25 protein-coding genes are annotated in these 26782 nt (G+C 67.5%); 11 read left to right on the top strand and 14 right to left on the bottom strand.

Annotated elements, in window-relative coordinates; translation table 11 throughout:
- Positions 1-59: 59 nt before the first annotated feature.
- The gene (locus OG716_RS27860) at positions 60-845 is read left to right on the top strand and encodes a metallophosphoesterase (protein WP_355124236.1); all 786 of its coding nucleotides are present in this window, start codon (positions 60-62) and stop codon (positions 843-845) included.
- Here the strand turns inward: OG716_RS27860 and OG716_RS27865 are convergent.
- Entirely contained in the window at positions 826-1893 is a 1068-nt protein-coding gene (locus OG716_RS27865) for an AraC family transcriptional regulator (RefSeq protein ID WP_405133600.1), read from the bottom strand. The two genes, OG716_RS27860 and OG716_RS27865, sit on opposite strands and share 20 nt — an antisense overlap.
- 93 nt (positions 1894-1986) lie before the next feature.
- Between OG716_RS27865 and OG716_RS27870 the strand changes: the two genes are divergently transcribed.
- The 5 genes from OG716_RS27870 to OG716_RS27890 all read left to right on the top strand — a co-directional run bounded on the left by OG716_RS27870 (position 1987) and on the right by OG716_RS27890 (position 7671).
- Positions 1987-3435: a flavin-containing monooxygenase gene (locus tag OG716_RS27870; RefSeq protein ID WP_405133601.1), complete on the top strand. Its 1449-nt coding sequence runs from the start codon at positions 1987-1989 to the stop codon at positions 3433-3435.
- A 36-nt stretch (positions 3436-3471) separates the two neighbouring features.
- The gene (locus OG716_RS27875) at positions 3472-3855 is read left to right on the top strand and encodes a DUF4377 domain-containing protein (RefSeq protein ID WP_405133602.1); all 384 of its coding nucleotides are present in this window, start codon (positions 3472-3474) and stop codon (positions 3853-3855) included.
- A 167-nt stretch (positions 3856-4022) separates the two neighbouring features.
- Positions 4023-6098: an ABC transporter ATP-binding protein gene (locus OG716_RS27880; protein ID WP_405139942.1), complete on the top strand. Its 2076-nt coding sequence runs from the start codon at positions 4023-4025 to the stop codon at positions 6096-6098.
- Entirely contained in the window at positions 6095-6856 is a 762-nt protein-coding gene (locus OG716_RS27885; protein WP_405133603.1) for an energy-coupling factor transporter transmembrane component T family protein, read from the top strand. Before OG716_RS27880 ends, OG716_RS27885 begins: the two co-directional genes overlap by 4 nt.
- A 173-nt stretch (positions 6857-7029) precedes the next feature.
- Positions 7030-7671 carry an ammonium transporter gene (locus OG716_RS27890; protein ID WP_405133604.1) on the top strand — a complete coding sequence of 214 codons (642 nt, stop codon included), beginning with the start codon at positions 7030-7032 and terminating at the stop codon, positions 7669-7671.
- Positions 7672-7727: 56 nt separating this feature from the next.
- On the opposite strand, the gene OG716_RS27895 is transcribed toward OG716_RS27890, so the two are convergent.
- A complete protein-coding gene (locus OG716_RS27895; RefSeq protein ID WP_405133605.1) occupies positions 7728-8906 on the bottom strand; it encodes a lipase family protein in 1179 nt (392 codons plus the stop codon).
- A gap of 897 nt (positions 8907-9803) precedes the next feature.
- On the opposite strand from OG716_RS27895, the gene OG716_RS27900 reads away from it, so the two are divergent.
- Entirely contained in the window at positions 9804-10457 is a 654-nt protein-coding gene (locus OG716_RS27900; RefSeq protein ID WP_405133606.1) for a YitT family protein, read from the top strand.
- Between the two features lie 49 nt (positions 10458-10506).
- A complete protein-coding gene (locus OG716_RS27905; RefSeq protein WP_405133607.1) occupies positions 10507-11166 on the top strand; it encodes a cysteine hydrolase family protein in 660 nt (219 codons plus the stop codon).
- A 3-nt stretch (positions 11167-11169) separates the two neighbouring features.
- Here OG716_RS27905 and OG716_RS27910 read toward each other — a convergent pair whose 3' ends face one another.
- The 4 genes from OG716_RS27910 to OG716_RS27925 all read right to left on the bottom strand — a co-directional run bounded on the left by OG716_RS27910 (position 11170) and on the right by OG716_RS27925 (position 15773).
- On the bottom strand, positions 11170-13443 hold the full coding sequence (locus OG716_RS27910; protein WP_405133608.1) for an ATP-dependent DNA ligase: 2274 nt from the start codon (positions 13441-13443) through the stop codon (positions 11170-11172).
- Positions 13444-13539: 96 nt separating this feature from the next.
- On the bottom strand, positions 13540-13854 hold the full coding sequence (locus tag OG716_RS27915; RefSeq protein WP_405133609.1) for an antitoxin: 315 nt from the start codon (positions 13852-13854) through the stop codon (positions 13540-13542).
- 30 nt (positions 13855-13884) lie between these two features.
- Complete coding sequence (locus OG716_RS27920; protein WP_405133610.1) at positions 13885-15006, bottom strand: MBL fold metallo-hydrolase; 1122 nt, start codon at positions 15004-15006, stop codon at positions 13885-13887.
- Positions 15007-15047: 41 nt separating this feature from the next.
- Positions 15048-15773 carry an enoyl-CoA hydratase gene (locus OG716_RS27925; protein ID WP_327143576.1) on the bottom strand — a complete coding sequence of 242 codons (726 nt, stop codon included), beginning with the start codon at positions 15771-15773 and terminating at the stop codon, positions 15048-15050.
- A 28-nt stretch (positions 15774-15801) separates the two neighbouring features.
- Here OG716_RS27925 and OG716_RS27930 point away from each other — a divergent pair, with 28 nt between their 5' ends.
- Positions 15802-17007 carry an NAD(P)-binding domain-containing protein gene (locus OG716_RS27930; RefSeq protein WP_405133611.1) on the top strand — a complete coding sequence of 402 codons (1206 nt, stop codon included), beginning with the start codon at positions 15802-15804 and terminating at the stop codon, positions 17005-17007.
- Positions 17008-17075: 68 nt separating this feature from the next.
- Here OG716_RS27930 and OG716_RS27935 read toward each other — a convergent pair whose 3' ends face one another.
- A complete protein-coding gene (locus OG716_RS27935; RefSeq protein ID WP_405133612.1) occupies positions 17076-17201 on the bottom strand; it encodes a hypothetical protein in 126 nt (41 codons plus the stop codon).
- A gap of 244 nt (positions 17202-17445) precedes the next feature.
- Here OG716_RS27935 and OG716_RS27940 point away from each other — a divergent pair, with 244 nt between their 5' ends.
- Positions 17446-17643, top strand: a complete 198-nt coding sequence (locus OG716_RS27940) for a TetR-like C-terminal domain-containing protein (protein ID WP_405133613.1) — start codon at positions 17446-17448, stop codon at positions 17641-17643.
- Positions 17644-17646: 3 nt separating this feature from the next.
- On the top strand, positions 17647-17877 hold the full coding sequence (locus OG716_RS27945) for a WHG domain-containing protein (protein ID WP_405139944.1): 231 nt from the start codon (positions 17647-17649) through the stop codon (positions 17875-17877).
- Between the two features lie 17 nt (positions 17878-17894).
- On the opposite strand, the gene OG716_RS27950 is transcribed toward OG716_RS27945, so the two are convergent.
- The 7 genes from OG716_RS27950 to OG716_RS27980 all read right to left on the bottom strand — a co-directional run bounded on the left by OG716_RS27950 (position 17895) and on the right by OG716_RS27980 (position 26765).
- Positions 17895-18752: an aldo/keto reductase gene (locus OG716_RS27950; RefSeq protein WP_355124204.1), complete on the bottom strand. Its 858-nt coding sequence runs from the start codon at positions 18750-18752 to the stop codon at positions 17895-17897.
- 96 nt (positions 18753-18848) lie between these two features.
- Complete coding sequence (locus tag OG716_RS27955) at positions 18849-19130, bottom strand: hypothetical protein (protein ID WP_405133614.1); 282 nt, start codon at positions 19128-19130, stop codon at positions 18849-18851.
- A gap of 141 nt (positions 19131-19271) precedes the next feature.
- Positions 19272-20831: a carboxyl transferase domain-containing protein gene (locus OG716_RS27960; protein WP_405133615.1), complete on the bottom strand. Its 1560-nt coding sequence runs from the start codon at positions 20829-20831 to the stop codon at positions 19272-19274.
- Between the two features lie 137 nt (positions 20832-20968).
- The gene (locus tag OG716_RS27965) at positions 20969-21571 is read right to left on the bottom strand and encodes an ATP/GTP-binding protein (protein WP_297623101.1); all 603 of its coding nucleotides are present in this window, start codon (positions 21569-21571) and stop codon (positions 20969-20971) included.
- Positions 21552-21926: a DUF742 domain-containing protein gene (locus OG716_RS27970; protein ID WP_297623103.1), complete on the bottom strand. Its 375-nt coding sequence runs from the start codon at positions 21924-21926 to the stop codon at positions 21552-21554. The genes OG716_RS27965 and OG716_RS27970 overlap by 20 nt, the downstream gene beginning before the upstream one ends.
- A gap of 7 nt (positions 21927-21933) precedes the next feature.
- A complete protein-coding gene (locus OG716_RS27975; RefSeq protein WP_029930951.1) occupies positions 21934-22347 on the bottom strand; it encodes a roadblock/LC7 domain-containing protein in 414 nt (137 codons plus the stop codon).
- Positions 22344-26765, bottom strand: a complete 4422-nt coding sequence (locus OG716_RS27980) for an ATP-binding protein (RefSeq protein WP_405133616.1) — start codon at positions 26763-26765, stop codon at positions 22344-22346. The genes OG716_RS27975 and OG716_RS27980 overlap by 4 nt, the downstream gene beginning before the upstream one ends.
- Positions 26766-26782: the final 17 nt, after the last annotated feature.

A 26782-nucleotide genomic window follows, 5' to 3' on the forward strand; every position in this document is an offset into this window, starting at 1 on the left:
ACGTGACGCGCTGGCGCGGCACGATCGGGCGCAATGATGCGGCCCTTCACAGAAAGCGAATGCCGATGGTTCTGCTGGCACAGCTCAGTGACACCCACTTCAATATGGGCGCCAGGAACAATGAACGCGCCGAGCGGGTGATGGCCTATCTGGCCGAGCTGCCGCAGCGCCCCGACGTCATCATCGTGACCGGGGATATCGCCGATGAGGGCGATATCGAGGAGTACCAGCAGGCCCGCAATGCCCTGGTCGCCGATGTGCCGGTGGTGATCATGCCCGGCAATCACGATGATCGCGGCAATATGCGCAAGGTGCTGCTGGACGGCACCGCGGGTTACGCGCCGATCAATCAGGCGCACAGCGTCGACGGTGTCACGCTGGCACTGCTCGACTCCAGCATTCCGGGCAAGCCCGAGGGGCTGCTCGAGGACGAGACCTATTCCTGGCTCATCGATCTGCTGTCCGCCGCGCCGCCGGACGAGCTGGTGCTGATCGCCATGCACCATCCGCCGGTTCCGGTGCTCAGCACGGTAGTCGACCCCATTCGGCTGACGAATCCGGAGCGGCTGGAGAACATCGTGTCCGGCGACGATCGCATTCTCGGCGTGCTCACCGGGCATGTGCATTCGGGCCTGGTCACGTCGTTCGCGGGCAAACCGCTCATCGTCGCGCCGAGCGTCTCCTCCACCATCGGCGGCGAATGGGAGACGGCTCGATCGGGACATGTGCCGATCGACTTCGCACCGGATCCCGCGCTGGTCATGCACTCCATTCAGGACGGCCGGCTGCTGTCCATGTTCCGGCCGGTCGCCATGGGCGGCTGGCTCAGCGAACCACAGGACTGACGGCGCCGCGCCGATAGGCCGAAGGCGTTGTCCCCGTCCATCTTTTGAAGGCGTGGATGAAGGTCGAGGCCTCCGCATAACCGAGCCGGATCGCCACATCGCTCACCGAAAGCGGAGTGGCGGTGAGCATTTCCTCCGCCAGCGCTCGGCGCACCTCGTCCAGTAGCTGCCGATAGCTGGTGCCCGCGGTATCCAGATGGCGGCGCAGGGTGCGGGTGCTCATATTGAGATCCCTTGCCACCGCGTCGATTCCGGGAGGTGCGGCGAAACCGTCGGCGCCGCCGCGCGGGACCAGCAGCTCGCGCACATCCGCCGCGATGCCGGTGCGCGCCCGGCGGCGCGAGACCAGCTCCCGGCACTGCGCCAGGCACATGGCGAGGGTGTGCTCATTGGCCTGCGGCAGTGGCTGCTCCAGGATGGCCGGATCCAGCGAGAAGAGATTGTGCGGCTGCTCGAACCGCGGTAGCACTCCGAAGATCTCGTGGTACAGGTCGATATTCGCCGGTGTCGGGAAATCGAATTCGGCCCGCAGCAGATCCACCCGATCGCCCAGCAGATCGCAGAGCATCTGGAACATGGCGGTCACGTCCCGCTCCACCAGGAACCGCCGGACATCGACGGGGATGCGCTCATCATGAATCCGGGCCACGAACTCCCCCGGCTGCCACCGCGCCACCGGAATGCAGAACGTGAAGCTCAACTCCAGATACCGCAGTGCGAAGGCGATCGCCTCCCCCAGCGTCGGACTGCTCACACACGCGAACCCGAAGATCCCGAACGTGGTGATCCGATACCGCCGCCCCACCTCCAGCCCGAGGTTCGGCCGCGCCCCCAGCTCGCGCACCAGATTCCGGATCACCGCGAGCTCGGTATGCGCATCGATCTGCGCATCCGGATCCCCCAGCGCCTTCTCCCCGAGCCCACTCCCCTGCAATATCCGCCCCGCCGCCACCCCCTGCTCCCGCGCGAACCCCACCATCAGGGCAACACTCGCCACCCCACGCGGAAAGTCCCAATCCCGAATCCCCGCCTCCTGCACCTGACTCATAGCCAGATTATGGCCGAAATTCTCGATCCGGTCGCCCACGAACCTGACGGCGCGCTCTTACAGTTGAGGGGTCTTCGATGTGAGGTGGGCCATATGCCTTCGGTCATTGTCATCGGTGCGGGATTCGGTGGGCTCGGGATGGCTATCGAGCTGCAACGGAATGGGTTTCGGGAGGTGACCATTCTGGAGCGGGCGGCTGATCTGGGCGGGGTGTGGCGGGAGAATACGTATCCGGGGGCAGCGTGTGATGTGCCTTCACCGCTGTACTCGTTCTCGTATGAGCCGAAACCCAAATGGCGGCAGCGGTATTCGGGGCGGGAGGACATTGTCGCGTATATCCGCGGGGTGGCCGGGCGGCACGGGCTGTTCGAGCAGATCGTGTTCGGGGCGGAGGTGACCGAGGCGGAATTCGATGAGGTCAGCGGGCAGTGGACGGTGCAGACCGCCGACGGGAATGCGCGGACCGCCGATGTGCTGATCTCAGCGGTCGGGCAATTGTCGCGGCCCGCGCTGCCTGCGATCACCGGGGTCGAGAGCTTCGCCGGGGAGTCGTTTCATTCGGCGCGGTGGGATCACGGTGTGCAACTGAGGGGGAAGCGGGTGGCGTGCATCGGGACCGGTGCCAGTGCCATTCAGTTCATTCCCGAGATCCAGCCGCAGGTCGCGCAGCTGACGCTGTTCCAGCGGACGGCAGCCTGGGTGCTGCCCAAGTTCGATACCGATTACCGGCCGATTCATCAGCGGGTGCTGTTGCATGTGCCGGGATTGCCGGCGGCGGAACGCTTCTCGTGGTGGGCGATCGCCGAGTTCGTGGCATTGGGGCTGGTGGAGTATCCGGGGATCACGCGGGCCGTGGCGCGGATGGCCGGGAAACATCTCGCGGAGCAGGTCACCGATCCCGAACTGCTGGCCAAGTTGACGCCGGATTATCCGATCGGGTGTAAGCGGGCGCTGTTCTCCAATGACTACTACCCAGCCTTGGCGCAGCCGAATGTCGCGGTGGAGACGACCGCCATCAGCGAGATCGTGCCGGAGGGGGTGCGGACCGCCGACGGCGTGCTGCACGCGGCCGATGCGATCATCTACGGCACCGGGTTCAAGGGGACGGAGTTCCTGTGGCCCATGAAGATTCGCGGGCGCGGTGGCCGCAATCTGGCGGATGTGTGGGAGGGCGGTGCGCACGCCTATCTCGGAATCACGGTGCCGGACTTCCCGAATATGTTCCTGGTCTACGGCCCGAATACGAATCTCGGTGTGGGATCGATCATTTACATGATCGAGTCGCAGGCTCGGTATATCCGGCATGCCGTGCAGTTGCTGGCCGAACAGCCCGGACACTGTCTGGAAGTGCTGCCGGAGACCGAGCGCGAGTACAACACCGCGCTGCAGGGGCGGCTGGCTCGCACTCCGTGGAACTTCTGCACCAGCTGGTATCGCACGAAATCCGGTCGCATCACCAATAATTGGCCCGGCACCACCCGCAGTTACCGCCGCCGCACCCGCAAGGTCCGACGCGCTGACTACCGACTCACCCCGGCATGAGCACGACCCACAGCAAACCTGTGGCATATTCACGCCATGCGCACTCGCCTCCCGCTCTCAGCGCTGCTCGCACTACTGGCAGTCCTACCCCTCACCGCCTGCGGCTCCGATAATCCCGACCGGCCCGCGGCCACCTCCGCCGCGACCACCACGGACCCCGGCACCGAACAATTCGACCTCTACGTAGCCGACCGGCCCGTCCCCTGCAACGGCGTCGCCCCCCACACCTGCCTCCAGGTCAGCCGCACCCCCAACGGCCCCTGGGAACTGCACTACACCGGCATAGCCGGCTTCGACTACCAGCCCGGCTTCCACTACCAACTGCGCATCGAACAGCGCCCCTGGCACAACCCTCCCGCCGACGCCCCCGCTTTCACCTGGCACCTTGTCAAGGTCATCGCGAAGGATCCGGCGCAGTAGGACCGGCCGCACAGGTTGCGGCACACCGCCGCAATCCAATACATGCATAGTTGCGCATGTATGTAGAAGCTGTCGAACTTGTGTGAATGTAGTGAGGTCTACCTGGGGACACGCTGGGACACGGCAGACTGGTTAGCGTGACCGATTCGTCCCAGACTCGTAATGCCATGCCGGAACGGCTGGGTGGGTCCGTTCTTGCGCACGGGCCGCTTCGGCCGATCGAACTCGCTACCGGGGCGGTGCTCGGCGGGGCGACCGTCGGGCTGGTGACCGTGGGGTCGCTGGTGCCGTTCGCGGCGGCGCTGCAACTGGTGGCGGCGGTGCCCATCGGGCTGCTCGCGCACCGGCATCGGCTGCGGGCGGTGTTCACGGCCACGGTCGCCGGGACGCTGGTGACGTTTGTGGCGGCGGGGCTGGCGCCTGCGATCAATCTGGTCGGGGTGGCGGTGATCGGCGGGATCATCGGGATCGTCAAGCGGCGGCGCGGTGGGCTGCTCGCGGTGCTCGGACTGTCCTCGCTGGCGGGGCTGGTGTTCGCGGTCTTCTCGGTCGGAATGCTGCTGGTGCTCTCCGGGACTCGGCATCTGCTGTTCGACAATATCCGCAACAGCGCCAAGGGATTGCAGAATCTCGCGGCGCGGCAGGCCCTGCTCGAACCGCTCGGGCGGCACATCGCCGGGTACACCGAAGCGGTCCTGCACTGGTGGTGGGCGTGGATCGGGGGCGGCATCATCGCGGGCATGCTCGTCAGCGGCATCGTGTCCTGGTTCGTGCTCGGATCGGTGCTCGATCGGCTGGCCTGGCTGCCGGGTCGCGATGATCTGCTCGATGCGCCCGCCGACGATCGGCCCGTCGCACCATTGCCGATCACCTTGCGGCAGGTCGCTTTTCGCTATCCCGAAGCGCACACCGACGCGCTGTCCGGCATCGACCTGACCGTGCAGGTGGGCGAATTCGTGGCGATCGTCGGGCACAACGGGTCCGGAAAGTCCACGCTCACCAGGATTCTCGCGGGGCGGCCACCGACCGGCGGTACCGTCACCCGGCCCGGATCGGCGGGGCTCGGCGTCACCGGCGGAACCGCAATGGTGTTGCAGCGCCCGGAAAGTCAGACGCTCGGTGTGCTCGTCGAGGATGACGTGGTGTGGGGGCTGCCCACCGAGCTGGCCGCGCAGGTCGATATCGACGGACTGCTCGGCGAAGTCGGATTGACGGGTATGGGCAGGCGCGAAACCGCCACGCTCTCCGGCGGACAGCAGCAGCGGCTCGCCGTCGCCGCCGCGCTCGCCCGCAAACCCACCCTGCTGCTGGCCGACGAGGCCACCTCCATGATCGATCCGGAGGGGCGGCGCGATCTGGTCGCACTGCTCGCCGAACTGCCGCGCCGGCACTCCATGGCGGTTGTGCTGGTCACCCATCACGAGGCCGATGCGGCGGCCGCGGATCGGGTGGTGCATCTGGAACGCGGGCGCTCGGTCGACCATCTGCCCGCGTGGCCCCGGCCGGTGCGGGATCGCCGGCAGCGGCCCATGGGCGATACCGTCCTCGAGCTGCGCGATGTGCGGCACACCTACAACCACGGCACGCCCTGGGAGACGCCCGCTCTGCACGGCATCGACCTTTCGGTGCGGCGCGGTGAGGCACTGCTGATCGTGGGCGGCAACGGGTCCGGCAAATCCACGCTCGCGTGGATCATGGCGGGGCTGACCGTCCCCAGCGGCGGCTGTTGCGAGCTGCGCGAATTCACCGGCGCCCGGCCCTCGCACAAGCGAATCGGGGCCGTGCAGTTGGCATTTCAGCATTCCCGGCTGCAATTGCAGCGCCAGACCGTCGGCGGCGAAATCGAGGACTGGGGTGGTCGCGGCACCGCCGCCGTGGCCCGCGCCCTCGATGCCGTGGGCCTGGATCGGGCGCTGGCCTCGCGTTCCATCGAATCGCTCAGCGGCGGGCAGGCCAAGCGCGTGGTGCTGGCCGCCATTGTCGCGAGCCGCCCGGCGGTGGTGGTGCTAGACGAACCACTGGCCGGACTCGATCCGAAAGGCCGTGCGGGGGTCGTGGAACTGCTTGCGCGACTGCGGGATTCCGGGCTGACGCTGATCGTCATCTCGCACGATGTCGCCGATATGGCGGTCGTCTGTGACCGCATCGTGCACCTGCGCGACGGACATCTGCTCGACAACGATGCCGCCGCAACCCATTCCGCCGCCGCCGCGGCGCACGATTTCACCGGAGGCCTCCGATGAGCGTCATTCTCCGCGAGGTTCCCGTAGACAGTCCGGTGCACCGGCTCTGGGCCGGCACCAAGATTGTCGGCGTCTTCGTCTTCAGCGTGCTGCTCATGTTCACGCCGTCCTGGGGACTGCTGGCGGTCAGCGCGGTCTTCCTGATCGCGGTGTGGTTCCTCGCCCGGTTACCGCTCGGCACGCTGCCGCGGTTCCCGTGGTGGATATGGTTCGGCATTCTGATCGGCGCGGGCATCAACGCACCGGTCGGCCTGGACGCGGTGCTGCGCTACGCGCAGATCATCCTCTTCGGATTCCTGCTGCTGGGCGCCTCGTTCCTGGTCGCCTGGACCACGCCCATGGGCGAGATCGCGCCCGCGCTGGCCAAGCTCGGCGCACCGCTGCGCCGGCTCGGCTGGACCCGCAGAGGCGTTACCCACCGCCTGCCCGTGGACGAGTGGGCCGTGGTGGTCGCGCTGACCCTGCGCGGGCTGCCGCTGCTGCTCGAGGAGCTGCGGATTCTGCGCGCGGCGCGCAAGCTGCGGCCGAAGGACTCGCTGGTGCACCGGGCTTCGGAGAACCCGTTCGTGGATATTCTGACCGCGAGTATGGCCGTCTCCAGCCGGCGTGCGGGCGAGCTCGGCGAGGCCATCACCACCCGCGGCGGCACCGGTGAGCTGACCGCGCGGCCCAGCTCACCGGGTCGGTCGGATGCGGTGGCCCTGGTGTTGCTGGTGCTGCTCTGCGCGGCCGGAATTCTGGCCGAAGTACTGCTCTGATCTGACACAGGTGACAAAAATGGTTCGACCTGTCGGCGGGGCGCGCTAACGTAATCCCTAGCAAAGGGGTAGTTGCAAACGCGTGGGGGCTCAACACATTTCCGGATGGAAGGGAATTGATCGTGTTGAGCACGGGTTTGCCCCGTAGGACCTGATGAAAGTTGGAAAGCCAAATGATGCTGCGCAAGATCACCGCGGTTGCCGTACCTATCGCAGTTGCGGTCGCCATCGCGGGAGCCGGTGTCGCACATGCCGATTCCGCTGTTCCCGATATCGGATACCAGGCGAACCTGGTCGGCAACACCGTGGTGACCACTCTAACGAATGGCCGGTTCGAACTGACCGGCTCCGCGGTGAACATCAAGGACACCGCGGGTAACACTTTGGTGAGCCTGCCGCTGTCCTTCGAGGACAATGGCACCGCGTATCCGCTCACGAGCTCGCTCGCCGACGATTCCCACACGCTGTCGCTGACGGCGGTCAAGAATGTCGCCGCGGCGTACCCGGTGGCGGTCAAGCCGGTGGCGTCTCCTTCCGAAAACCTGCTGGCCATGCAGACTTTCAGTAGCCAGTTCGGCATTGCCACCGCCATCGGCGGCCTCATCGGCACCGCGCTCGGCGCACTGGTCGGCCTGTCCGGAATTGTCGCCGGGCCCACCGTCATCGCCAGCGTTATCGCCGGCGCCGCGGTCGGCGGCATTATCGGCACCCTGGTGGTCGGCGGCCCCGCGCTGCTCATCGCCGGAATCGACCTCGTCAACACGCTCGTGGCAGCTCCCGGCACCACCAAGTACAACGACAGCACCGTCAACTAGTCGTAGGTGCCGAATTCTGTTGGGGCGCGCACCTTTCGGTGTGCGCCCCGACCGGTTCAGCGCACCGTGCAGCCCGGGGCCACCGGTTGTCCGGCGAAGCGGTCGGCGAGGAAGTTCATCGCGCCGAGGGACTCCACCGCGGCGGCGGGATTGTGGCCGGGGATGGCGGAGTGCACGGCCGTAATGTCCGCTCCCAGTGCGCAATAGCGATCCACCAGGGCGGAGAAGCCCGCGACGGGAATCACGTCGTCAGCGGTGCTGTGGTACAGGTACAGCGGCACGTCGGGCGGGCTGGCGCCCAGCTCCTGACGCTGCGTGGCGGCCACGAACTGCGGATGCCACAGCAGATTCGGCGTATCGGAGTATTCATCCAGCTGCTGATTCACGTGCCGCAGCACCAAATCCGCACCACAGGCGGTGGACTCCTGCGCGACGAGATCGCGACCGCGATCATTCAAATCATCCAGCAATCCCGATCCCCCATCGTTGCGCGCGAACGCAACCAGCATGAGGACCGCCAGACCTGCCTGTGCCTGACCGTCGACCCGGCGGGCGATATCCGCGATACCGGCGGGCACTCCGCCCGAAGCCACGCCCGCGAACGACAGCTCCGGCGCATAGGCTGCCCGCTGCTGCATGGCCCACAGCGTGGCGAAGGCCCCGCCCGAGTAGCCCCAGGCGCCGATCGGGCTGCTTGCGGTAATGCCCACCGGCGCAAACGATTTGGCGGCGCGCACCCCGTCCAGCACACCTCGGCCCGAGTTCACCCCGTCGAAGAACCGCGACTGCGGTCCCTCGTAATCGGTGACCACAACGGCCCAGCCCCGCAGCAGCATCGCGGTGAGGAACGGAATGTCCAGCGCCGTATTGATAATCGACTGATCCCGCCCGCCACCCAGCGCGAACGACGGCGCACACCGGGTCCCGAGACTGTCCTCCGCCACCTGATATGACAGCAGCGGCCGCCCACCCGCGCCGAACCACGGCACCACCGGCACCAGCACAGTGGCCACATCCGCAATGGCCGTCCCCGCCGAATCCGTACTCCGGAACTGCAATTGCCACCCCGCAACGGGTAGCGGCAACCCCCACGCCGAGATCGGCCGCGAATTCAGCACCGCACCCTCGGGGAAAGACCCGACCGCCGCCGGCGCGGCATAAAACGAATCGTCTTCCGGAAACGGCACATCCGCCCAAGCGGCCGGCGCGAGCACGGCCCCCGCCAGAATCGCCACGATCCCGACCACCCCAAGCCGCCACCGCACCGCACAGCGCCACACGAATCGCCCGAACCCCGTCGCCGCCACCGACCGGCCCGGCCCGGTGCCACCGCTCCCGCATGCGATTCGTCCGAACCCCGTCGAGCCATTCCCCCGCATACCGGCCTCCAGCGTCGAATACCCCGACGCCCCAGTCCCGACGGACTCGACCGCGCCGACCGACAGCTCCAGCGCATCGGAGAACCACAATTACTGCGACCATACCCCCAGGTCAGCGCCTTCCCGCGCGCCCGAAAGAAGCCACGCCGCAACAACACCCCACCAGCAACAGCTGTACCAGCACAACTCCTGCACCGCCCTGCCGGCCCGCACGCGCGCTCGCTCCGCAGACGTGCCGTGAACGAAAACCGCACAACCCCGACCCGATCCGCACAACCCCGACCCGATCCGCACAACCCCGACCCGATCCGCACAACCCCGACCCGATCCGCACAACCCCGACCCGATCCGCACAACCCCGACCCGATCCGCACAACCCCGACCCGATCCGCACAACCCCGACCCGATCCGCACAACCCCGACCCGATCCGCACAACCCCGACCCGATCCGCACAACCCCGACCCGATCCGCACGGCCCCCGGGCAAACTGTGCGGCTCGGGTGCGGGTCGTGTAATCGACCACGGCGGGCGTCAATCACCGCGCGCGGGTTCGCACGCCGCGCATCGAACGGCCGACGAATTTGGCGCGACCGGCATGGCCTGCGCGCGGCGCGCCGACCAGACGACGACCGGGGTCTTATTCGCCTCGTGTCAGGGCTTGAAACGCTCGTTGTGCGGAGCCGATTCAAATTCAGGCCAGTAACCTGGAAGTGGATCTGTTTTAGAAGGCCAGCTGTGGGGATGATTGGCGCATGTTGTTGCGTCGGCTGGTTGCCCTCTATGTCGGGTTGTGGTTGTACGGCTTGTCTATGGCGGTCATGCTGCGGGCGGCGCTCGGGCTGGATCCCTGGGATGTTTTTCATCAGGGAGTGGCCGACCATGTGTCACTGAGTTTCGGGACCATCGTTGCCATCACCGGGGCCGCGGTATTGCTGGCCTGGATACCTTTACAGCAGATGCCGGGGTTGGGGACCATCAGCAATGTCGTGGTGATCGGGGTGTCGGTGGACGTCGGGCTGCGGGTGCTACCGCAGCTGGACGGGCTCTGGTTGCGGGTCGGGGCCATGGGTGCGGCGGTGGTGCTCAATGCGATAGCCACCGTGCTCTATATCGGCGCGGGCATGGGTCCAGGTCCGCGTGATGGACTGATGACTGGACTGGTTCGCCGGACCGGGCGGCCGGTCTGGATTGTTCGGACCTCGCTGGAAGTCACCGTGCTGGCGATCGGCTGGATACTCGGCGGCAGCGTCGGCATCGGAACCCTGGTCTACGCCTTCGGGATCGGGCCCCTCATTCACCTGCTCATCCCCTTCGTCGACCGCTTCCTACCCGGCTTCCGGGAAGTCCCCGCGCAGGCCGCCGACCACGGTCCGGCCGCCGCTCCGCTCCCGGTGGCAACTCCCTAGTACTGTGGATTTCGAAAGCTGTTGTGGGAGCTACCGATTACGGAGAGCGATGCGACACGGTAATGGAGTGCGGATTCCGGAGACGCTCGAGGATCTGTGTGCGCCGGATCGGCTGGCGGTGATCGTCTACGACATGCAGGTCGGGGTGGTCGGGCAGCTGCCGGACGGGCAGCAGGTGGTGGAGCGGGTGGTGCAGGTGGTCGAGGCCGCCCGGCGCGGCGGGTATCCGGTGATCTTCCTGCGGCACATGTTTCTGCCCAAGCGGCTCATGGGAGCGTTTGCGCTGCGTATGGCCATGAACTGGCAGGGCGTGGATTCGGTGGACGAGGTGAATCCGATTCTGCAGCCCGATTCGCCCGGTTTCCAGCTCGTGCCGGAATTGCGGCCGCAGCCGGACGAGGTCGTCTTCGACAAGACCACCATGTCGGCGTTCGAGGGCACGCCGCTGGCCTCGACGCTGCGCGATCTGGGCATCGGCGCGTATGCCATTACCGGCGTGGCACTGGAGATCGGCATTGCGCCGACCGTCGCGCACTCGACCGACCTCGGATTCGTTCCGGTGGTGGTGCGCGATGCCGTCGGTGGTCGTGACGAGGCCGGACTGGCGCGCGCCTGGGACGAATTCGCCTTCCAGGGCAATGCCGTCGTGACCGATACCGACACCCTCGCACCGCTGCTGGAGAAGACGGGCTGGCCGCCGGCGCGCTGAGGCTCAGTCCGAGGCGGGAATCCAGGCCGGATGCCACAGGCGTCCGGCCTCGGTCCAGTTCATGAAGCGGACCGTGCCGGTGAGTTTCGGGCTCACCCAGACGGCGTCCTTGCTCTCCTCGGCGGTGAGCTCATTGTCGAACGGGCCGGTCTTGCGCTCCAGGCGGCGGAGCTGGGCAGACAGGTCGGTCAACTCCCGATCGGTGAAGCCGGTGCCGACCCGGCCCAGGTAGTAGAGGCCGCCCGCATGCGGAATGCCCACCAGCAGCGAGGCGAATTGGCGGTTCGCCGAACTGCGATAGCCGCCGATCATCACCGGCAGCGTGCGCCAATTGCGGGTCTTGATCCAGGAACTACCGCGACGACCGGGCAGATAGACGGAATCGCGGCGTTTGGCCACCACTCCTTCCAGGCCGTTGTCCTGGCTGTACCGGAGGGCATCCGCCCCCGAACCCGAGAGGCGGGCCGGAACCACCAGGGACGGAGCCTGTTTCGCCAGGGTCTCCAGGACGAGGCGGCGATCCTCGTAGCGCTTGCGCAGCAGTGAGGTGCCGTCGAGGTGCAGGACGTCGAAGGCCACGAAGACCGCGCGATGCGAATCGGCGCGCAGCAGGCCCTGGTTCGCGATGCCGTGATCGTCGAAGACCACCGCCTCACCGTCCAAAAGCACACGGTGACCGGATAATTCGCTGCCGAGTGCGGCCAGCCCGGGATAGCGGGCGGTGACCACATGCCCGGTCCGACTGCGCAGCGAAACCGTGCCGTCGTCGATTTCGGCGATCAGGCGGAAGCCGTCCCACTTGGTCTCGAACGCCCAGCGCTCGGCGTCGAGCGTGCTGACATCGCCCGGCGTGGCGAGCATGGGCGTCAGGCCGTGCGGTAGCGGCACCGGCTCCTTGGGCTTTGAAACCTGTTGAGCACCATGTCCTTTCGCGGCATCCGGCGCGGCCTGATCCTTCATGAGATGCATGAGCCACTGATTGCCGTTGGTCTGGATGAGCGCGTATCGGCCGTCCAGGCGCTGCCCGCGCAGCCGGACGATGACCTCGTCCGGGCGCCACTTCTCCGTCTCGTAGACGCCGGAATCCCAGATCTCCATTTCCCCGGCCCCGTACTGCCCCTGGGGAATAGCACCGTGAAAGTCCAGATACTCGAGCGGATGATCCTCGGTGTGCACGGCGAGCCGGTTCTCGTGGGTGTCGATCGGCGGACCCTTGGGCACGGCCCAGGACACCAGCACGCCGTCGCGCTCGAGGCGCAGATCCCAGTGCAGCCGCCGCGCTCGATGCTGTTGGATCACATAGCGATTCCCGGCACTCGGCACCGGGGCGGTGGCAGGCACCGGCTCCGGAGTCTGCTGCGCATCGCGCATGGAGCGGTAGGTGTCGAGGCGATCGCCGGTGCGCTCGGGCAGCGGTTCGTCCAACCCCGACAGCAGATCACCGCTCTCCCGCCACCGCCGCAGCACCTCGCCGAAGTGCAAGTGCCGCAACCGCTTCGGATCCTCGATCTCCTCCCAGCCGCGGGGCGCTGCGACCCACGGCTCGGTGCGGCCGCGCAGTGAATACGGGGCGATGGTGGTCTTGGCCGGATTGTTCTGGCTCCAATCCAGTAGCACCTTGCCCTCACGCGCGGATTTGGCCATATTCGCCGTCACCAATTGCGGGCGCAGCTGCTGCAGATTGGTGGCCACCTGCTTGGCGACGGTGGATGCGCCTTTCGGGCCCAGCTGCCGATCCAGCGGCACGTAGATATGAATTCCCTTGGAGCCGCTGGTCACCGGATAGGCGTCCAGGCCCACCTCACGCACCACATCCCGCAGAATGAGCGCGACTTCCGCGCACTGCGCCAGTCCGGCGCCCGGCCCGGGGTCCAGATCGAAGACCAGCCGGGTGATCGGACCACGCTCGGTGCCGTCGAAAATCCATTGCGGCACATGTAATTCCAGCGCCGCCTGCTGGCCCAGCCAGGCCATGGCGGCCACCGATTCGATGAGCGGATAAACCACCGGCCGGTCGGAATGCTCTACGGTGCGGCGCGGCAACCATTTCGGCGCATGCTCGGGCAGATTCTTTTCGAAGAAGGACGACTCGTCGACCCCGTTCGGCCAGCGTTTGCGGGTCACCGGCCGGCCCGCGATATGCGGCAGCAGGGCCGGAGCAATAGCGGCGAAATAATCGATGACCTCACCCTTGGTGGTACCGGTGGCCGGGTACAGCACCTTGTCGAGGTTGGTCAGACCAACCTCGATGCCCCCGAAATCCCGCCGGGACCCCATCCCTGCAGTCTAGAGCGCATGAAAAGCCAACGGGCCGTTCAGGACACCGGCGCGTTCTCAGCCGGAACCGAACGGCCCGCAACGACCTGGCTGGAACTACGCCGGAGGCTGCTCCCCCGGAGCGGGTTCCGGAGCCGGCTCGGGCGCCGGCTCCGGGGCGGGCGCGGCCGCCGCCTCGGCCGGTGCGGGCTCGGCGGGAGCGGCCGACGCCGCCTCTGCCGCGGCATCGGCCGGGATGGCGTTCTTGACCGCGTCGGCACCCTTGTCGATCTGCGACGAGTACTTCCCGCCGGTCTTCTCGTTGAGGACGTCCTTGCCCTTGTCGACCGCTTGCTCGATCTTGTCGGCGTTCTGGGCCGCCACTTCCTTGCCCTTACCGACCAATCCTTTGAGCGTGTCTATCAGACTCACAGCCCCTGCTCCTTCACTCTCGGTCCTAGGTCATTCGCGGACATCCTCCCACCAGGTATCCCGTGGTGGGAGGCCAATCGGGTCGATCCGCTGTCCCGGCTTCGGCACGGCGACCGCGGTGCCCGCCTCCCGCGCTGCCGCGACCAACCGGCGTACCGGCTCCGACCAGCCGTGAAAGGCCAGATTGAAGGTTGCCCAGTGAATCGGCACCAGCAGGCCGTAGCCCGGGTCTCCGACACACAGATCGGCGTGTGCGCGCACCGCCTCCTCCGGATTCATGTGCACGTCCGGCCAGTGCCGGTCGTATGCGCCGATGGGCAGCAGGGTCAGATCGAACGGGCCCAGCCGCGCACCCGCCTCGGCGAACGCCTTGGTGTAGCCGGTATCGCCGCCGAAATACACCCGGCGGGTCGGACCGGCGATGGACCAGGACGCCCACAGCGTGGTGTTGCGCACCAGCCCGCGCCCGGAGAAATGCCTGGCCTCGGAGCAGGTGATGACCAGATCGGTGCCGTCGTCATGCTCGCGCTCCAGTTCGGAGAGGGAAACCGAAGAGCCCCAATCCAATTCGACAATGCGCTGCGGCGGCACCGACCACTGCCGCAGATGCGCGCCGATGCCGATCGGGACGATGAACACCGCCCGCTGGGTGCGCACCAGCGTATCGATGGTGTCGCGGTCCAGATGGTCGTAGTGATCGTGCGAGATGAGCACCGCGTCCAGCGGCGGCAGCGCCTCCAGCGGCGTCGGCACCGGATGCAGGCGGGCCGGGCCGACCAGCGGCGACGGCGAGACGCGCTCACTCCACACCGGATCGGCCAGTACGCGATAGCCGTCGACCTCGACCAGGCAGGAGGCGTGGCCGTACCAGGTGACCGCCAGATCAGCGGCCTGATCGGGAACAACCGGGGTCTCCACCGGGATCTGCCCGGGCGGGCGGCCCGTATCCCGCTGTGTCACAAGCTGATACAGCAGATCCAACCCGGAGCCGGTGAGCTGTGAACTGGGCTCGGTGTTGTGGAACTGCCCCTTGCGATAGGTGGTGGCGCCGGTCGCCGTCGGCGCGATGGCCGACGTCGAGGCGCCGATGGCCGACGGGATGCCCCAGGCCGCCCGCACCAACCAGGAGATTCCGAACGCACCCGCAGCCATACCCACCAGTCTGCGCGCGTTTGCGGCCATGCGCTCTGCGTTCATCGGCCGGTGAACTTCGCCGGGCGCTTCTCCAGCCGGGCCGCGCGCGCCTCCTTCGCATCGTCGCTGGCCCAGGCTGCCGCCAGGGCCGCGCTCTGCTCGGCGGTATCCGTGGTCCGGCTGCCGTCATCATTGAAAACCAGCTTCATATGCCGCAGCGACAGCGGCGCGAGCTCGGCGATCTGCTTGGCCCACTGCTGTGCGTCGGCCAGCGTGCCGAGCTTGTTGGCGAAGCCGAAGTTGTAGGCGTCCTGCGCCGTGATCCGATCCGCGCCCAGCAGAATGGTGCGCGCCGGGCCCGGGCCGATCAGCGCCGAGAGGCGCCGCACGGTCCAACGGTCCACGGAGATACCGAGTTTCGCCGCCGGCACGGCAATGAACGAATCCGGGCTCATCACTCGCAGGTCCGAGGCGATGGCCAGCTGTACCCCGGCGCCGAGCGCCCCGCCGTTGATGGCGGAGATCACCGGAACCGGCACCGTCTGGATGGTGGCCAACATACCTAGTAGACCCTCCAGGAAGGTGTCGGAGTAGACCCCGTCCAGATCAGCGCCGGCGCTGAAGATCGGTCCCTGGCCGGTGAGCACGATGACGCGCGCCGACTCGGCGGCCTGCTCGATCGCGTCGCGCAACAGCCCGACCAGCTCTTCGTTGAGTGCGTTCCGTCGTTGCGGACGCTGCAGTTCGATGGTGACAACTTCGCCATCGCGGCTGACTCCGAGCATTTGTCCTTCCCCACTGTGCTGCGTACCCATGGTCATCTCAACTGTAAGCGGGCGTACCGTCTGGTTCGTGACCGCAACACCCGATGTCGAGATCCTGGTGATCGGTGCGGGCCAGGCCGGTCTGTCGGTGGGCTACCACCTGCGGCGGCTCGGGCTGCGGCCCGAGGAGGATTTCCTGATTGTGGACCACTCCCCCGCGGCGGGCGGGGCGTGGCAGTTCCGGTGGCCGTCACTGACTTTGAGCACGGTGAATCGGGTGCACGATCTGCCCGGCATGTCGTTCGAGGAGACGCTGCCGGACGGCTCGGAGCATGCGCAGGCAGCCACGGCGGTGCCGCAGTACTTCGAGTTGTACGAGAAGCGCTTCGATCTGCGGGTACATCGGCCGGTGTCGGTGCGGGTGGTGTGCGATCGGGCCAGTGCTGTGACCTGCCCGAATGAGCAGGTCGACGGTCTGCTGCATGCGGAGACCCGGCCGGGTGGCAGCGGCGATGAAGACCGAACGGTCTCTACATCTTTGGTGGACAGCAGCATTCGCACGCGCGGACTCATCAATGCCACGGGCACCTGGGACAAGCCGTTCATCCCCTACTACCGCGGCGCCGACCGCTTCCGGGGCAGGCAGCTGCACGCGCACGATTACCGCACCGCGGCGGAATTCGCGGGCAAGCACGTACTCGTGGTCGGCGGCGGGATCACCGCCATCCAGCTGCTCGACGAAATCTCACAGGTGACGAAGACCACATGGGTCACCCGGCGCGAACCGGTGTTCCGCGACAAGAGCTTCGGGCCCGAGGACGGTCGTGCGGCGGTCGCGATGGTCGAGGACCGGGTGCGGCGCGGACTGCCGCCCGGCTCGGTGGTATCGGTGACCGGACTACCCGAGGACGACCGCGTCCGCGCCGCCCGGGCGCGCGGCGTGCTCGACCGGAAACCCATGTTCGACCACCTCGAAACCGACGGAATCCGTTGGGCCGACGGCACTTTCCAGCATATCGACGTCATTCTCTGGGCCACCGGATTCCGCAGCTCACTCGATCACCTGGCCCCGCTGCGCCTGCGCGGGCCCGGCGGTGGCATCACCATGACCGGGCAGCTGGCCACCCGGGTGGCAGCAGACCCGCGCATCCATCTGATCGGATACGGACCGTCCGCCAGCACCATCGGCGCCAATCGAGCGGGGCGCGCGGCCGCGGTAGAACTCACCACCTATCTGGGCCTGCCGCACCGATGAACAAGGCCGGCGAATAGCGGGATTCGCAGCCCGGCAGCCGATTCCGAAATTCCGGATCGTGCCGGGGCTCACGCCACGACAGCCCGGGGAGCGGTGGACGCCTTCTTCCCGCCGGGTGCGCCCGGGTCGGCGACCAGGCCGAAGCGGATGAGGCCGGCGGCGGTGTCGAGGAGGGTTTGTTCGACCGGGCGCATCGTCCAGCCGAGTTCGGCGCGCGCCTTGGCCGCGCTGACTCGCTCCGTCTGACCGAGGTAGCGGGGCGGCGGTGCGAGCTGCCGGAGTGAAACGGGCGGTGAGACGGATCAGCCAATCGGGCAGGACACGGGTGGGGACGCGGTAGGTAGTCGCCTGGATACGGGCCATGGTGGGGAGTGAGACCTGTTCTCCTGCACAGATATAGCGGCTGCCCGCCGCTCGAGGGGCGGTCATGGCGAGGCGGTGGGCGATGGCCAGATCGCGGACGTCCACGGTGGCGAAGCCGAAATCCGGAACGCCGGGCATTTCGCGGGACAGATGGCCGAGGGGTACGTCGGATTCGCGCGCGAGCACCCGACCTATTTCCGGCTGATGTTCCGCCCGGAACTCTCCCAGCCGCACAACCATCCGGACACCGAGGACGCGGGCGACGCCGCCTGAGCGATCCTCGAGGACACGCTCGCCGACGCCACCCGGGCGGGCGAGCTACCGGCCGAGGACGCCGAAACCCTGGCCCTGGCCTGGTGGAGCCTCGCGCACGGATTGGCCTCGCTCACCCTCGACGGCAAACTCGAGGCGCGCGCCGCGCATATGGGCACCACCGCGGCCGCGCTCGCCGACCGCGTCACCAGGATGTTCACCGACCTCATCGACAGCAGGTGGCCACAGCGGTGAGGCGAGCGCGGGCGGAATCAGGCGGGCGCGTCGATCTGGAAGGTGTCGGGGTCGGGTCCGATGCGAGTGCCGTTGTCCAGGCTGTTGATTCGCGACAGCTGCTCGTCGGTCAGTTCGAAATCGAAGACCTCGAAGTTCTCGGCGATCCGGGACGGGGTGACCGACTTGGGGATGGCCACATTGCCGAGCTGCATATGCCAGCGCAGGATCACCTGGGCGGCAGTGCGGCCGGTCTCGCCCGCAATGGCGGCGATGACCGGATCCTCCAGCTCCGCGCCACGGCCCAGGGGGCTCCAGGCTTCGGTGATGATGCCGTGCTCGGAATGGAAGGCGCGCAGTTCGGTCTGGGGCAGGTAGGGGTGTAGCTCGATCTGATTCACCGTCGGGGCCTCACCCGTCTCGGCGATCACCCGCTCCAGATTGGCCCGGGTGAAGTTGGAGACGCCGATGGAGGTGACCCGGCCCTGCGCCTTGAGAGCCTGCAGCGCGCGGAACGAATCGACGTACAGTCCGGCCTCAGCAATCGGCCAGTGAATCAGGTAGAGGTCCAATCGGTCCAGCTCGAGACGCTTCATGCTCTCGTCGAACGCGCGCAAGGTGGAGTCGTAGCCCTGATTGCTGTTCCACAGCTTGGTGGTGACGAAGAGCTCGTCGCGGGGCAGGCCCGACTCCCGCAGTGCGCTGCCCACTTCGGACTCATTGCCGTAGATGGCCGCGGTATCGATACTCCGATAGCCGACCTGCAGTGCGGCCGCCACCGCGTCGACGGCCTCCTCGGCGGCGACCTTGAACACGCCGTAGCCGAGCTTCGGCATGACCTGCCCGTCGTTCAGGACGATGGAAGGAACTGCGCTGGTCTCGCTCCGGTAAGTCACCATTCCGACCGTAGAAGCGGTTTACCGGGGCGTCAACCACGCGCCCGCGCGTGTCAGCCCCGGATATCGATATGTGAACGAGCTAACTTTCAGCAGCTACCGGCCCGCGCCCCACGTGCAGGCGGGATCAAGGCTGGCGGTGAGATCACAGGGACTGAAAGAGCCAGTGCCGGCGAGGAGCTTCCGCATCGCATCCGAGCTGCCGGACGACGCTCCCAGGCTGTACTCGAGCGCCCGCACGATCGAGGCGACCATGCTCGACGAACCCGAACCGGCCGAACCCGAGGCGGCGGAGGCCGTATCCGCGGAAGCGGTGGTGACGCCGGTGGTCAGCGCCGCGACCGCGCCGATCGTGATGAGACGAGCAGTTCGGCACATGAGAAGCCTTCGCGATTCGGACTCGCGAAGCAATTCTGTTACGCCGCAAGTATTTCCGTCTGTGTCGCTTCGTCACGGTAGTGAAATGTGCGCGCTTCTGTGAGCGCCCGAAAACGGTGCCACCAAGATCGGTCGCAGCACTCAGCTGGGCAAGCCCAAGCGGCGATAGCGGCGGTGCCGCACGGCCCGGAGCTCTGCTACCGGCTTCGAGGTCAGTTCGGCGAGTTCGACGGCGATCGCCGAGACCATGCGGAGGGCGAAATCCACGGGCTCATCGGCGGCATCGGGATATTCGGGGACGATGGTGTCGACTATGCCGTCCGCGCGCAGTTCCGTCGCGCGAATGCCCTGCGTCGCAGCCATTATCGGGGCGTGCAGGGTATCGCGGTAGACGATGGCGCTGGCGCCCTCGGGCGGGAGGGGGGCGAGCCAGCCATTGGCGGCGGCCAGTACCCGGTCGGCGGGAAGCAGGGCGAGCGCGCCGCCGCCGCTGCCCTGGCCCAGCAGGACCGAGACCGTCGGGGTATCGAGGGTCACCAGATCGGCTATGCAGCGGGCGATTTCGGGAGCCAGGCCGCGCTCCTCCGCCTCACGGGAGAGTGAGGCGCCGATGGTGTCGATGACAAGTACCAGCGGTACATGCAGTTCGGCGGCCAGGTGCATGGCGCGGCGGGCTTCCCGCAGCGCTGCGGGACCCATTGTCTGGTCGGGCGATTGACCGGCGCGATCGTGGCCGAAGAGGACGCACGGCTGGCCCCGCAATCGAGCGAGGGCGTGCACCACCGTGCGGTCGGATTCGCCTTGACCGGTGCCGGACAGGGGAACTCGATCGGTCGCGTGGCGGAGCAGGTCACGAATACCCGGGCGGTCGCCGCGGCGGGAGATGAGCACCGACTGCCAGGCCGGCACATTGTCACCGACCTGCAGTGCCGGACCGCGCAGTTCGTGCCCGGCCTGCAGGATCCCTACGCCATTGTCGAATTCGCGGGTGTCGCTTTCCATTTCGGTGAGCGGCTGCGGTCCGTCGCAGAGCACGTTCAGGGTGCGGTGCGCGATGCGGCGAAACACCGAGACCGGCACCACGCCGTCGATGACGCCGCTGTGGTAGAGATTTTCCGCGGTCTGCACACCCTCAGGGAAGTTGCGGCCGTACAGTGCCTTGTACACGCGCGGACCCAGGAAGCCGATCAATGCCCCGGGTTCGGCAAAAGTCATGTGCCCCAACGATCCCCACGAGGCGAATACGCCACCCATGGTCGGATTTCGGAGATACACCAGATACGGATGCCCTGCGGACCTGTGTGCCGCGATGGCGCCGGCGATCTTCACCATCTGCACGAAAGCGACTGTGCCCTCTTGCATTCGAGTGCCACCGGAGGTCGGCGACGCCAGCAGCGGCAGGCCGAGCTCTGTCGCGCGCTCCACCGCCGACACAATGCGTTCGGCCGCTGCCACACCGACAGATCCGGCGAGAAAACTGAATTCACAGGCGATTACGGCAATGCGCCGCCCACGCAGCAACCCGGCACCGGTGAGCACCGACTCGTCGGTGCCCGCCGACAACGCGGCCGTCTCCAACTCCGCCCGATACGCCGGGGAAGCGGGGACTTCGATCGGCGGTCGATCCCAGCTCTCGAAGGAACCGGGATCGAGCAATTCGCCGAGCAATTCGCGCGCCGAAATCTTCACGGGCGCGAGCATAGTTGTGCACCACGTGCGTTGCCCGCGGCAACGCTGGTTCGCGGCCCTCGAAGCTCGAATCTTTTCCTACCGGCAGTCCTTCGCCGCGCCCGACTGGCGCGTGCGGGAATCGCCGCAGTCCGGATTCGAGCCGCGAACTAGTAGCCCTGCACTACCTTGCGCAGTGCGTACTCGGTGACGGCGACGAGCGCCTGCTTCACCGGTTCCCGTCGACGGGCATCCATCGACAGGATCGGCACATCCGCGGGCACAGCGAGTGCCTGACGAATGTCCTCGACCGGATACCTTGGCGCATCATCGAATTCATTGATCGCCACCAGGAAGGGTAGGTTCCGCGCCTCGAAATAATCGACGGCGGCGAAACTGTCCTCCAGACGGCGAGTATCGACCAGCACCACCGCGCCGATGGCGCCCTTGATGAGGTCGTCCCACATGAACCAGAAGCGGTATTGGCCGGGCGTGCCGAACAGATACAGCACCAGGTCGTCGGCAAGACTGATCCTGCCGAAGTCCATGGCCACCGTGGTGGTGGCCTTCGACGGGACACCCGTGAGGCTGTCCACGCCGACACTGGCATTGGTCACCAAAGCCTCGGTGCGCAGCGGAACAATCTCCGAGACGGCACCTACCAGGGTCGTCTTACCCACACCGAAACCACCGGCGACCACGATCTTGGCCGACGTGGGCTTGCTTGTGCGCGTATCGACCTGTGTCGTCGAATCAAATACGCCGGAGTCCACTGAGAACCCTTTCGATCAGCTCGCGACGTTCATCGTCGCTGGAATCGTCTTTCAATGTCGCCGAAACCCGCACATGGCCGGCATCGATGAGGTCGGCGACCAGCACCCGGGCCACCCCTATCGGGATACCCAGGCGCGCGGCGACCTCGGCGACAGACGGCGATTCTCTACACAACTCCACGATTGACGTCTCGATGTTGGTGAGTTCGAACTGCCGCTCGAGGGCGACCGGATGCGATGCGACGAGCGCCTCCAACGCCAATTCCACCTTCGGCCGGGTACGGCCGGCGGTCAGGGAATACGGGCGGACGAGGCTCGGCTCGGCGCTACCGACACGTTCGTTGTCTATGTCCATCCCGCCATCAGGAACCCATCGTGACGCGAGGTGTGGCCTGGACTGTCTGGCCCACTCGCTCGACCAACAACGCCATTTCGTATCCCACCTGTCCGATGTCGCACGAGGTATTCGTGAGCACCGCGAGGTAGGAGCCATCGCCGACGGCCATCAGGAGCAGGTATCCGTGCTCCATCTCGACGACCGACTGCAGCACGGTGCCGCCCTCGAACAGATTGGACACACCCACCGACAGGCTCGCGAGGCCCGCGGTCACGGCGGACAGCTGCTCGGCGCGATCCACGGGCAGCTGCGCGCTCGCGGCCATCAGCAGGCCGTCCGCCGAAACTAGAACCGCATGCGCAACGCCGGGAACCTCATTGGCGAAATTCGAAACCAGCCAATCCAGCTGACGCTTCGTACCACCTAGATCGGGGTTCATCGGTCTCCTTTATCTCCGGTTAGGTTCATTTCTTTCATTGCGCGGCCATCCCGGACACCCTGCTGATGCCGACTCAGACTCGACCTGATGGATTCTGGGTCGCGATGGGCCTGCTTGTCAGCGTTTCCGTTCACACCGCCCGGCACGAGACGATTACCCGGGTCACGTTGCGGCAGACCCGAAGGGGTACGCCGCTGCGGCTCGGCTTCGATGGCGCGCTGCGCGGCCTGCCAACCCTCATCACCCGGTGATTCGAAGGAGTTTGCCACCTGGGAGCGGTCCGCACTGGGATCCGTCAACCACGCCGACATCATTTCGGCGAAAATCGGCGTACCCATGGACGCTTCGGCCTCACCCGCAGGCTGCAAACGGGTCTGGAAGAACGAGGCCGCCTTCTGCGGATTCGAGCGGAAGCTGTGCCGCCCGCGATCCTTCGGGTCGAGGGAATCGTTCTGCGGGAGACCGATTCCGGGCAGCGGGGCCGGGCGCTGCGGGAGGCCCGCACCCGGATCACGCTGCGGCAGACCGGTCACACCACGCTGCGGGAGACCGCCGTCGCGCTGCGGCAGACCGCCACTCGCCGGATCACGCTGCGGCAGACCGCCGGTCGGGGCGCGCTGTGGCAGACCACCGAACGGGGCATCCTGCTGCGGCGCGCCATTGCCGCCCGGCGCACGGCGCGGCAGGCCGCCACCAGCAGCCGGATCACGCTGCGGCAGACCACCGGACGCATCCCCACGCTGCGGAAGACCGGTCGAGGCATCCCCACGCTGGGGCAGACCACCGGAGGCATCGCCGCGCTGCGGCAGACCGGTCGATCCGGAGTCACGCTGCGGCAAGCCATTGGCGGCAGGATCGCGCGGCGACAAGCGATTGCCACCGGCGTCGCGGCCCGGCAGGTTCGTCTGGCCCACATCGCGCGGCGGCAGACCGGCATCGCGCGGCGGCAGGCCGTGGCGGCCCGTATCCCGCTGCGGCAGACCGGTCGCACCCGTGGCATCGCGCTGGGGCAGACCACCCGCGGCATCACGCTGCGAGAGTCCACCGGACGCATCACGCTGCGGCAGACCACCCGAAGCGTCGCCACGCTGCGGCAAGCCACCGGACGCATCACCACGCTGCGGCAAGCGGCCCGAGGCATCACGCTGCGGCAGACCGCCGGACGCCGGATCACGCTGCGGCAGACCGTTGGACGGATCACGCTGCGGGAGACCACCGGGAGCGTCGCCACGCTGCGGGAGACCACCGGGAGCGTCGCCACGCTGCGGGAGACCACCGGGAGCGTCGCCACGCTGCGGGAGACCACCCAATGCGTCGCGCTGCGGTAGACCACCCGCGGCCGGATCACGCTGCGGGAGGCTGCCGGACGCATCACGCTGGGGCAGACCACCCGAGGCATCACGCTGCGGGAGACCGCCGGAGGCATCGCCACGCTGCGGCAGACCATTGGACGGATCACGCGGCGGCAGACCACCCCCGGCGTCGCCGCGCTGCGGCAGACCGCCTGCGGCCGGATCACGCGGCGGGCGGTTGATCGGGGCGGAATCACGCTGGGGCAGACCGGTTTCCCGCTGCGGTGCGGCACCACCCAGTGGCTGACCGTTCTGCGGGGCGCCATTCTTGCCCGGATCACGAGTCGGCAAGCCACCCGGCGTGGAGCGCTGCGGCGGCAGGCCGACGCTCGGCTCCCGGCCGGGTGCCCCGTTCACGCCCGGCTGACGCTGCGGCAGACCACCGGCGGCATCGCCACGCTGCGGCAGACCATTGGACGGACCACGCGGCGGCAGACCACCCGGGGCATCACGCTGCGGCAGACCACCGGACGCATCACGCTGGGGCAGACCGCCCGAAGCATCACGCTGCGGCAGGCCACCGGACGGATCGCGGGGGGGCAGGCCACCGGACCCATCGCGCTGCGGCGGCACGGGGCCGCGCTGCTGGAGGCCGGACTCGCCCGGACCACCCAGGCCACCCGGACGCGGCGGCTGACCCGGAGCACCCGGGGCACCCGGTCCGCCGGGAGCACCCGGACCACCTTGGCGGCGCAGCATATTGGCGGCGAGACCGCCGCCCGGGCGGGCCGGACCATCGCCCGGCTGGCGCTGCGGGAGGTTGGCGCCCGGCTGTGCGGTCGGCGCGGCCGGACCGTTGGCGCCGGGAGCACGCTGGGGTAGGCCACCCGGTCTATCCACCGCCGGGGCGGCCACGGTGTGCTTGACGGTCGGGCCGTTGACGCCCGGCTGACGCTGCGGCAGACCGCCGCCACTACCGGGCAGACCGCCCGGAATGGCAACACCGGGCTGCCGGGTCGGAAGACCGGTGGAGGCACTGGCCGCCGCCGGAGCCGGCGCACCGGCCGGAATCGGCCCGCTCACACCGGGATCCACCGTGACCATGACATTGCCGGTGGCGGTACGGGTGACCGCACGCATCTGCATGGAGGACGGCGCACCGGCCTGATTGCCCGCGCCCTGCGGCACGGCCGGAGCCGGCTGCTGCTGATTGGACTGCGGCGGAACCGCAATCGGCCCAGTGGTGCCGACGATCAGCGGCTTGGGTACGTGCACGGTCACGGTCACGCCGGGATCGCGAGCGGTATCGAAGGTCGGGCGCAGTCGCACGACCAGGCCGTGGCGCTCGGCCAAACGGCCGACCACGAACAGGCCCATGTGACGCGCGGTGTCCGGGCCGACCTCGGCGGTGGTTTCCAGACGACGGTTGATCTCGGCCATTTCGGCCGGCGGCATACCGATGCCGCGGTCCGCGACCTCGATGAGCAGCCCCTGATCGTGTGCCTGTGCGAAGGTGAACTTCACGTCCGTCTCCGGCGGCGAGGCACGCAGTGCGTTGTCCAGCAGCTCAGCGAACAGGTGCGCCATATCGGAGGCGGCCGGTTCGGTCAGCGCGCCGCGCGGGGTGGCGCCCAGCTTCACGCGTTCGTAGTCCTCGACCTCGGAGATGGCGGCGCGCAGCACGTCCGCGATCTCGACCGGGGCCGACTTGCCGCGGCGCTGCTTGGTGGTACCGGCCAGAATCAGCAGGTTGTCACCGTTGCGGCGCATACGCGCGGCGAGATGGTCCAGGCGGAAGAGGTTTTCGAGCAGGCGCGGGTCCTTCTCGTCGTACTCCATCGCCTCGATGAGCGAGAGCTGGTGATCGACAAGCGACTTGGAGCGCCGCGCCAGGGTCTCGAACATATCGTTGACCTGGGTACGCATGGTGGCCTGATCGGCGGCCAGGCGCAGCGCCTGCCCGTGGATATCGTCGATGGCGCGCGCCAGCTGGCCGATTTCCTCATCGGTGTGCACCGGCATCGGTTCCAGCGGCACATCTTCCGGATCGGCGCCGTCACGCAGTTGCGTGGCCTCCTGGCCGAGGTCGTATTCGGCGACACGGAGCGCGGCCAGGCGCAGACGGCGCAGCGGCACGATCATCGCGCGCGCAATCAATACGGCCAGCGCGAGCGCGCCGAGGATGGTGGCGATGACGATCACCGAGTAGCGGATGGCATCGGTGCGCGCGGTGCTCGCCAGCGAATCCACCCGGGACACAATGTCCTTGGTGGAGTTGTTCACGATCGTTTGATAGATGTTCAGGCTCTGCTCGAGCGAGTCCTTGATATCGGCGACCGGCAGCTGACCCGAAGTGGCCTGCGCACCGGTGGTGAGCTGCAGGCGGGTATCCACGAGCCGGTTCAGATCCGAGATGGAGGCGTCACCGTCGGCGAAGCGGTGCCCGAGCACGCCGAGCATCTGGCGTTCGGTGTTCGCGCTGATGGTGAAGTCGCGCAGGCCGTCCTTGGAATTACCGCGTAGCGCCTCGGCGATGCCCGCGATCTCCCCGACCATGATGGCGCGGGTGTTCAGCGAATCGACCAGGCGCAGCTTGGATTGATCGACATTCTTATCGGCGACGGAGGCGACGATCGTCTCGACCGTCTTGACGCTGTCGCCGCGGATCTTCTCGGTCGCGGCGGTGGCGTCGGCGACCGTCTTGGTCGGAACCAGGCCCTCGGCCCGGACGGCCTTGGCGCTCACGATCATCTCGTCGAGTGCGGAGCGCGCGCTGGGGATATCGCTCACCCGCGGCGCCGCCTTCTCGGCGAATTGGATCGCGGTGTCCAAGGCGGCCAACTCAGGGTCCGAAGTCATGGATTGAGTCGGCGAAATCATGATGGCCTGGCCCGAGGAGACCTGGCCGGCGGCAGCACTGAGACCGGTGATCGCCGGGATGACCCCGACATGATCGACAGCCGTGGCAAGACGGCTCGAGTCGGCGAATTCGGCCGAGATCCTGGACGCACCCAGCACGACGGCGACCAAAAGCGGGACGGCGAGAACCGCCGTCACCTTCCATCGCAGGTCCCAGTTGCTCAGCGCCCAGCGCTTATTGCTGCCGGACCTAGCGGCGTCACGCATCTCCCACTCACTTTCCA

This window comes from Nocardia sp. NBC_01388 (assembly GCF_045040085.1).
In the GTDB taxonomy this organism is placed as follows: domain Bacteria; phylum Actinomycetota; class Actinomycetes; order Mycobacteriales; family Mycobacteriaceae; genus Nocardia.

Bases quoted from the DNA above. Each gene is read 5' to 3' on its own strand.
- OG716_RS27920 (WP_405133610.1), bottom strand. From the start codon at position 15,006: ATGGCTGCGGGTGCGTTCGGAATCTCCTGGTTGGTGCGGGCGGCCTGG.
- OG716_RS27980 (WP_405133616.1), bottom strand. From the start codon at position 26,765: ATGCGTGACGCCGCTAGGTCCGGCAGCAATAAGCGCTGGGCGCTGAGC.
- OG716_RS27930 (WP_405133611.1), top strand. From the start codon at position 15,802: ATGGTCATCTCAACTGTAAGCGGGCGTACCGTCTGGTTCGTGACCGCA.
- OG716_RS27925 (WP_327143576.1), bottom strand. From the start codon at position 15,773: ATGCTCGGAGTCAGCCGCGATGGCGAAGTTGTCACCATCGAACTGCAG.
- OG716_RS27905 (WP_405133607.1), top strand. From the start codon at position 10,507: ATGCGACACGGTAATGGAGTGCGGATTCCGGAGACGCTCGAGGATCTG.
- OG716_RS27870 (WP_405133601.1), top strand. From the start codon at position 1,987: ATGCCTTCGGTCATTGTCATCGGTGCGGGATTCGGTGGGCTCGGGATG.
- OG716_RS27865 (WP_405133600.1), bottom strand. From the start codon at position 1,893: ATGAGTCAGGTGCAGGAGGCGGGGATTCGGGATTGGGACTTTCCGCGT.
- OG716_RS27890 (WP_405133604.1), top strand. From the start codon at position 7,030: ATGATGCTGCGCAAGATCACCGCGGTTGCCGTACCTATCGCAGTTGCG.
- OG716_RS27900 (WP_405133606.1), top strand. From the start codon at position 9,804: ATGTTGTTGCGTCGGCTGGTTGCCCTCTATGTCGGGTTGTGGTTGTAC.
- OG716_RS27885 (WP_405133603.1), top strand. From the start codon at position 6,095: ATGAGCGTCATTCTCCGCGAGGTTCCCGTAGACAGTCCGGTGCACCGG.
- OG716_RS27880 (WP_405139942.1), top strand. From the start codon at position 4,023: ATGCCGGAACGGCTGGGTGGGTCCGTTCTTGCGCACGGGCCGCTTCGG.
- OG716_RS27875 (WP_405133602.1), top strand. From the start codon at position 3,472: ATGCGCACTCGCCTCCCGCTCTCAGCGCTGCTCGCACTACTGGCAGTC.
- OG716_RS27970 (WP_297623103.1), bottom strand. From the start codon at position 21,926: ATGGACATAGACAACGAACGTGTCGGTAGCGCCGAGCCGAGCCTCGTC.
- OG716_RS27960 (WP_405133615.1), bottom strand. From the start codon at position 20,831: ATGCTCGCGCCCGTGAAGATTTCGGCGCGCGAATTGCTCGGCGAATTG.
- OG716_RS27975 (WP_029930951.1), bottom strand. From the start codon at position 22,347: ATGAACCCCGATCTAGGTGGTACGAAGCGTCAGCTGGATTGGCTGGTT.
- OG716_RS27955 (WP_405133614.1), bottom strand. From the start codon at position 19,130: ATGTGCCGAACTGCTCGTCTCATCACGATCGGCGCGGTCGCGGCGCTG.
- OG716_RS27860 (WP_355124236.1), top strand. From the start codon at position 60: ATGCCGATGGTTCTGCTGGCACAGCTCAGTGACACCCACTTCAATATG.
- OG716_RS27935 (WP_405133612.1), bottom strand. From the start codon at position 17,201: ATGCGCCCGGTCGAACAAACCCTCCTCGACACCGCCGCCGGCCTCATC.
- OG716_RS27910 (WP_405133608.1), bottom strand. From the start codon at position 13,443: ATGGGGTCCCGGCGGGATTTCGGGGGCATCGAGGTTGGTCTGACCAAC.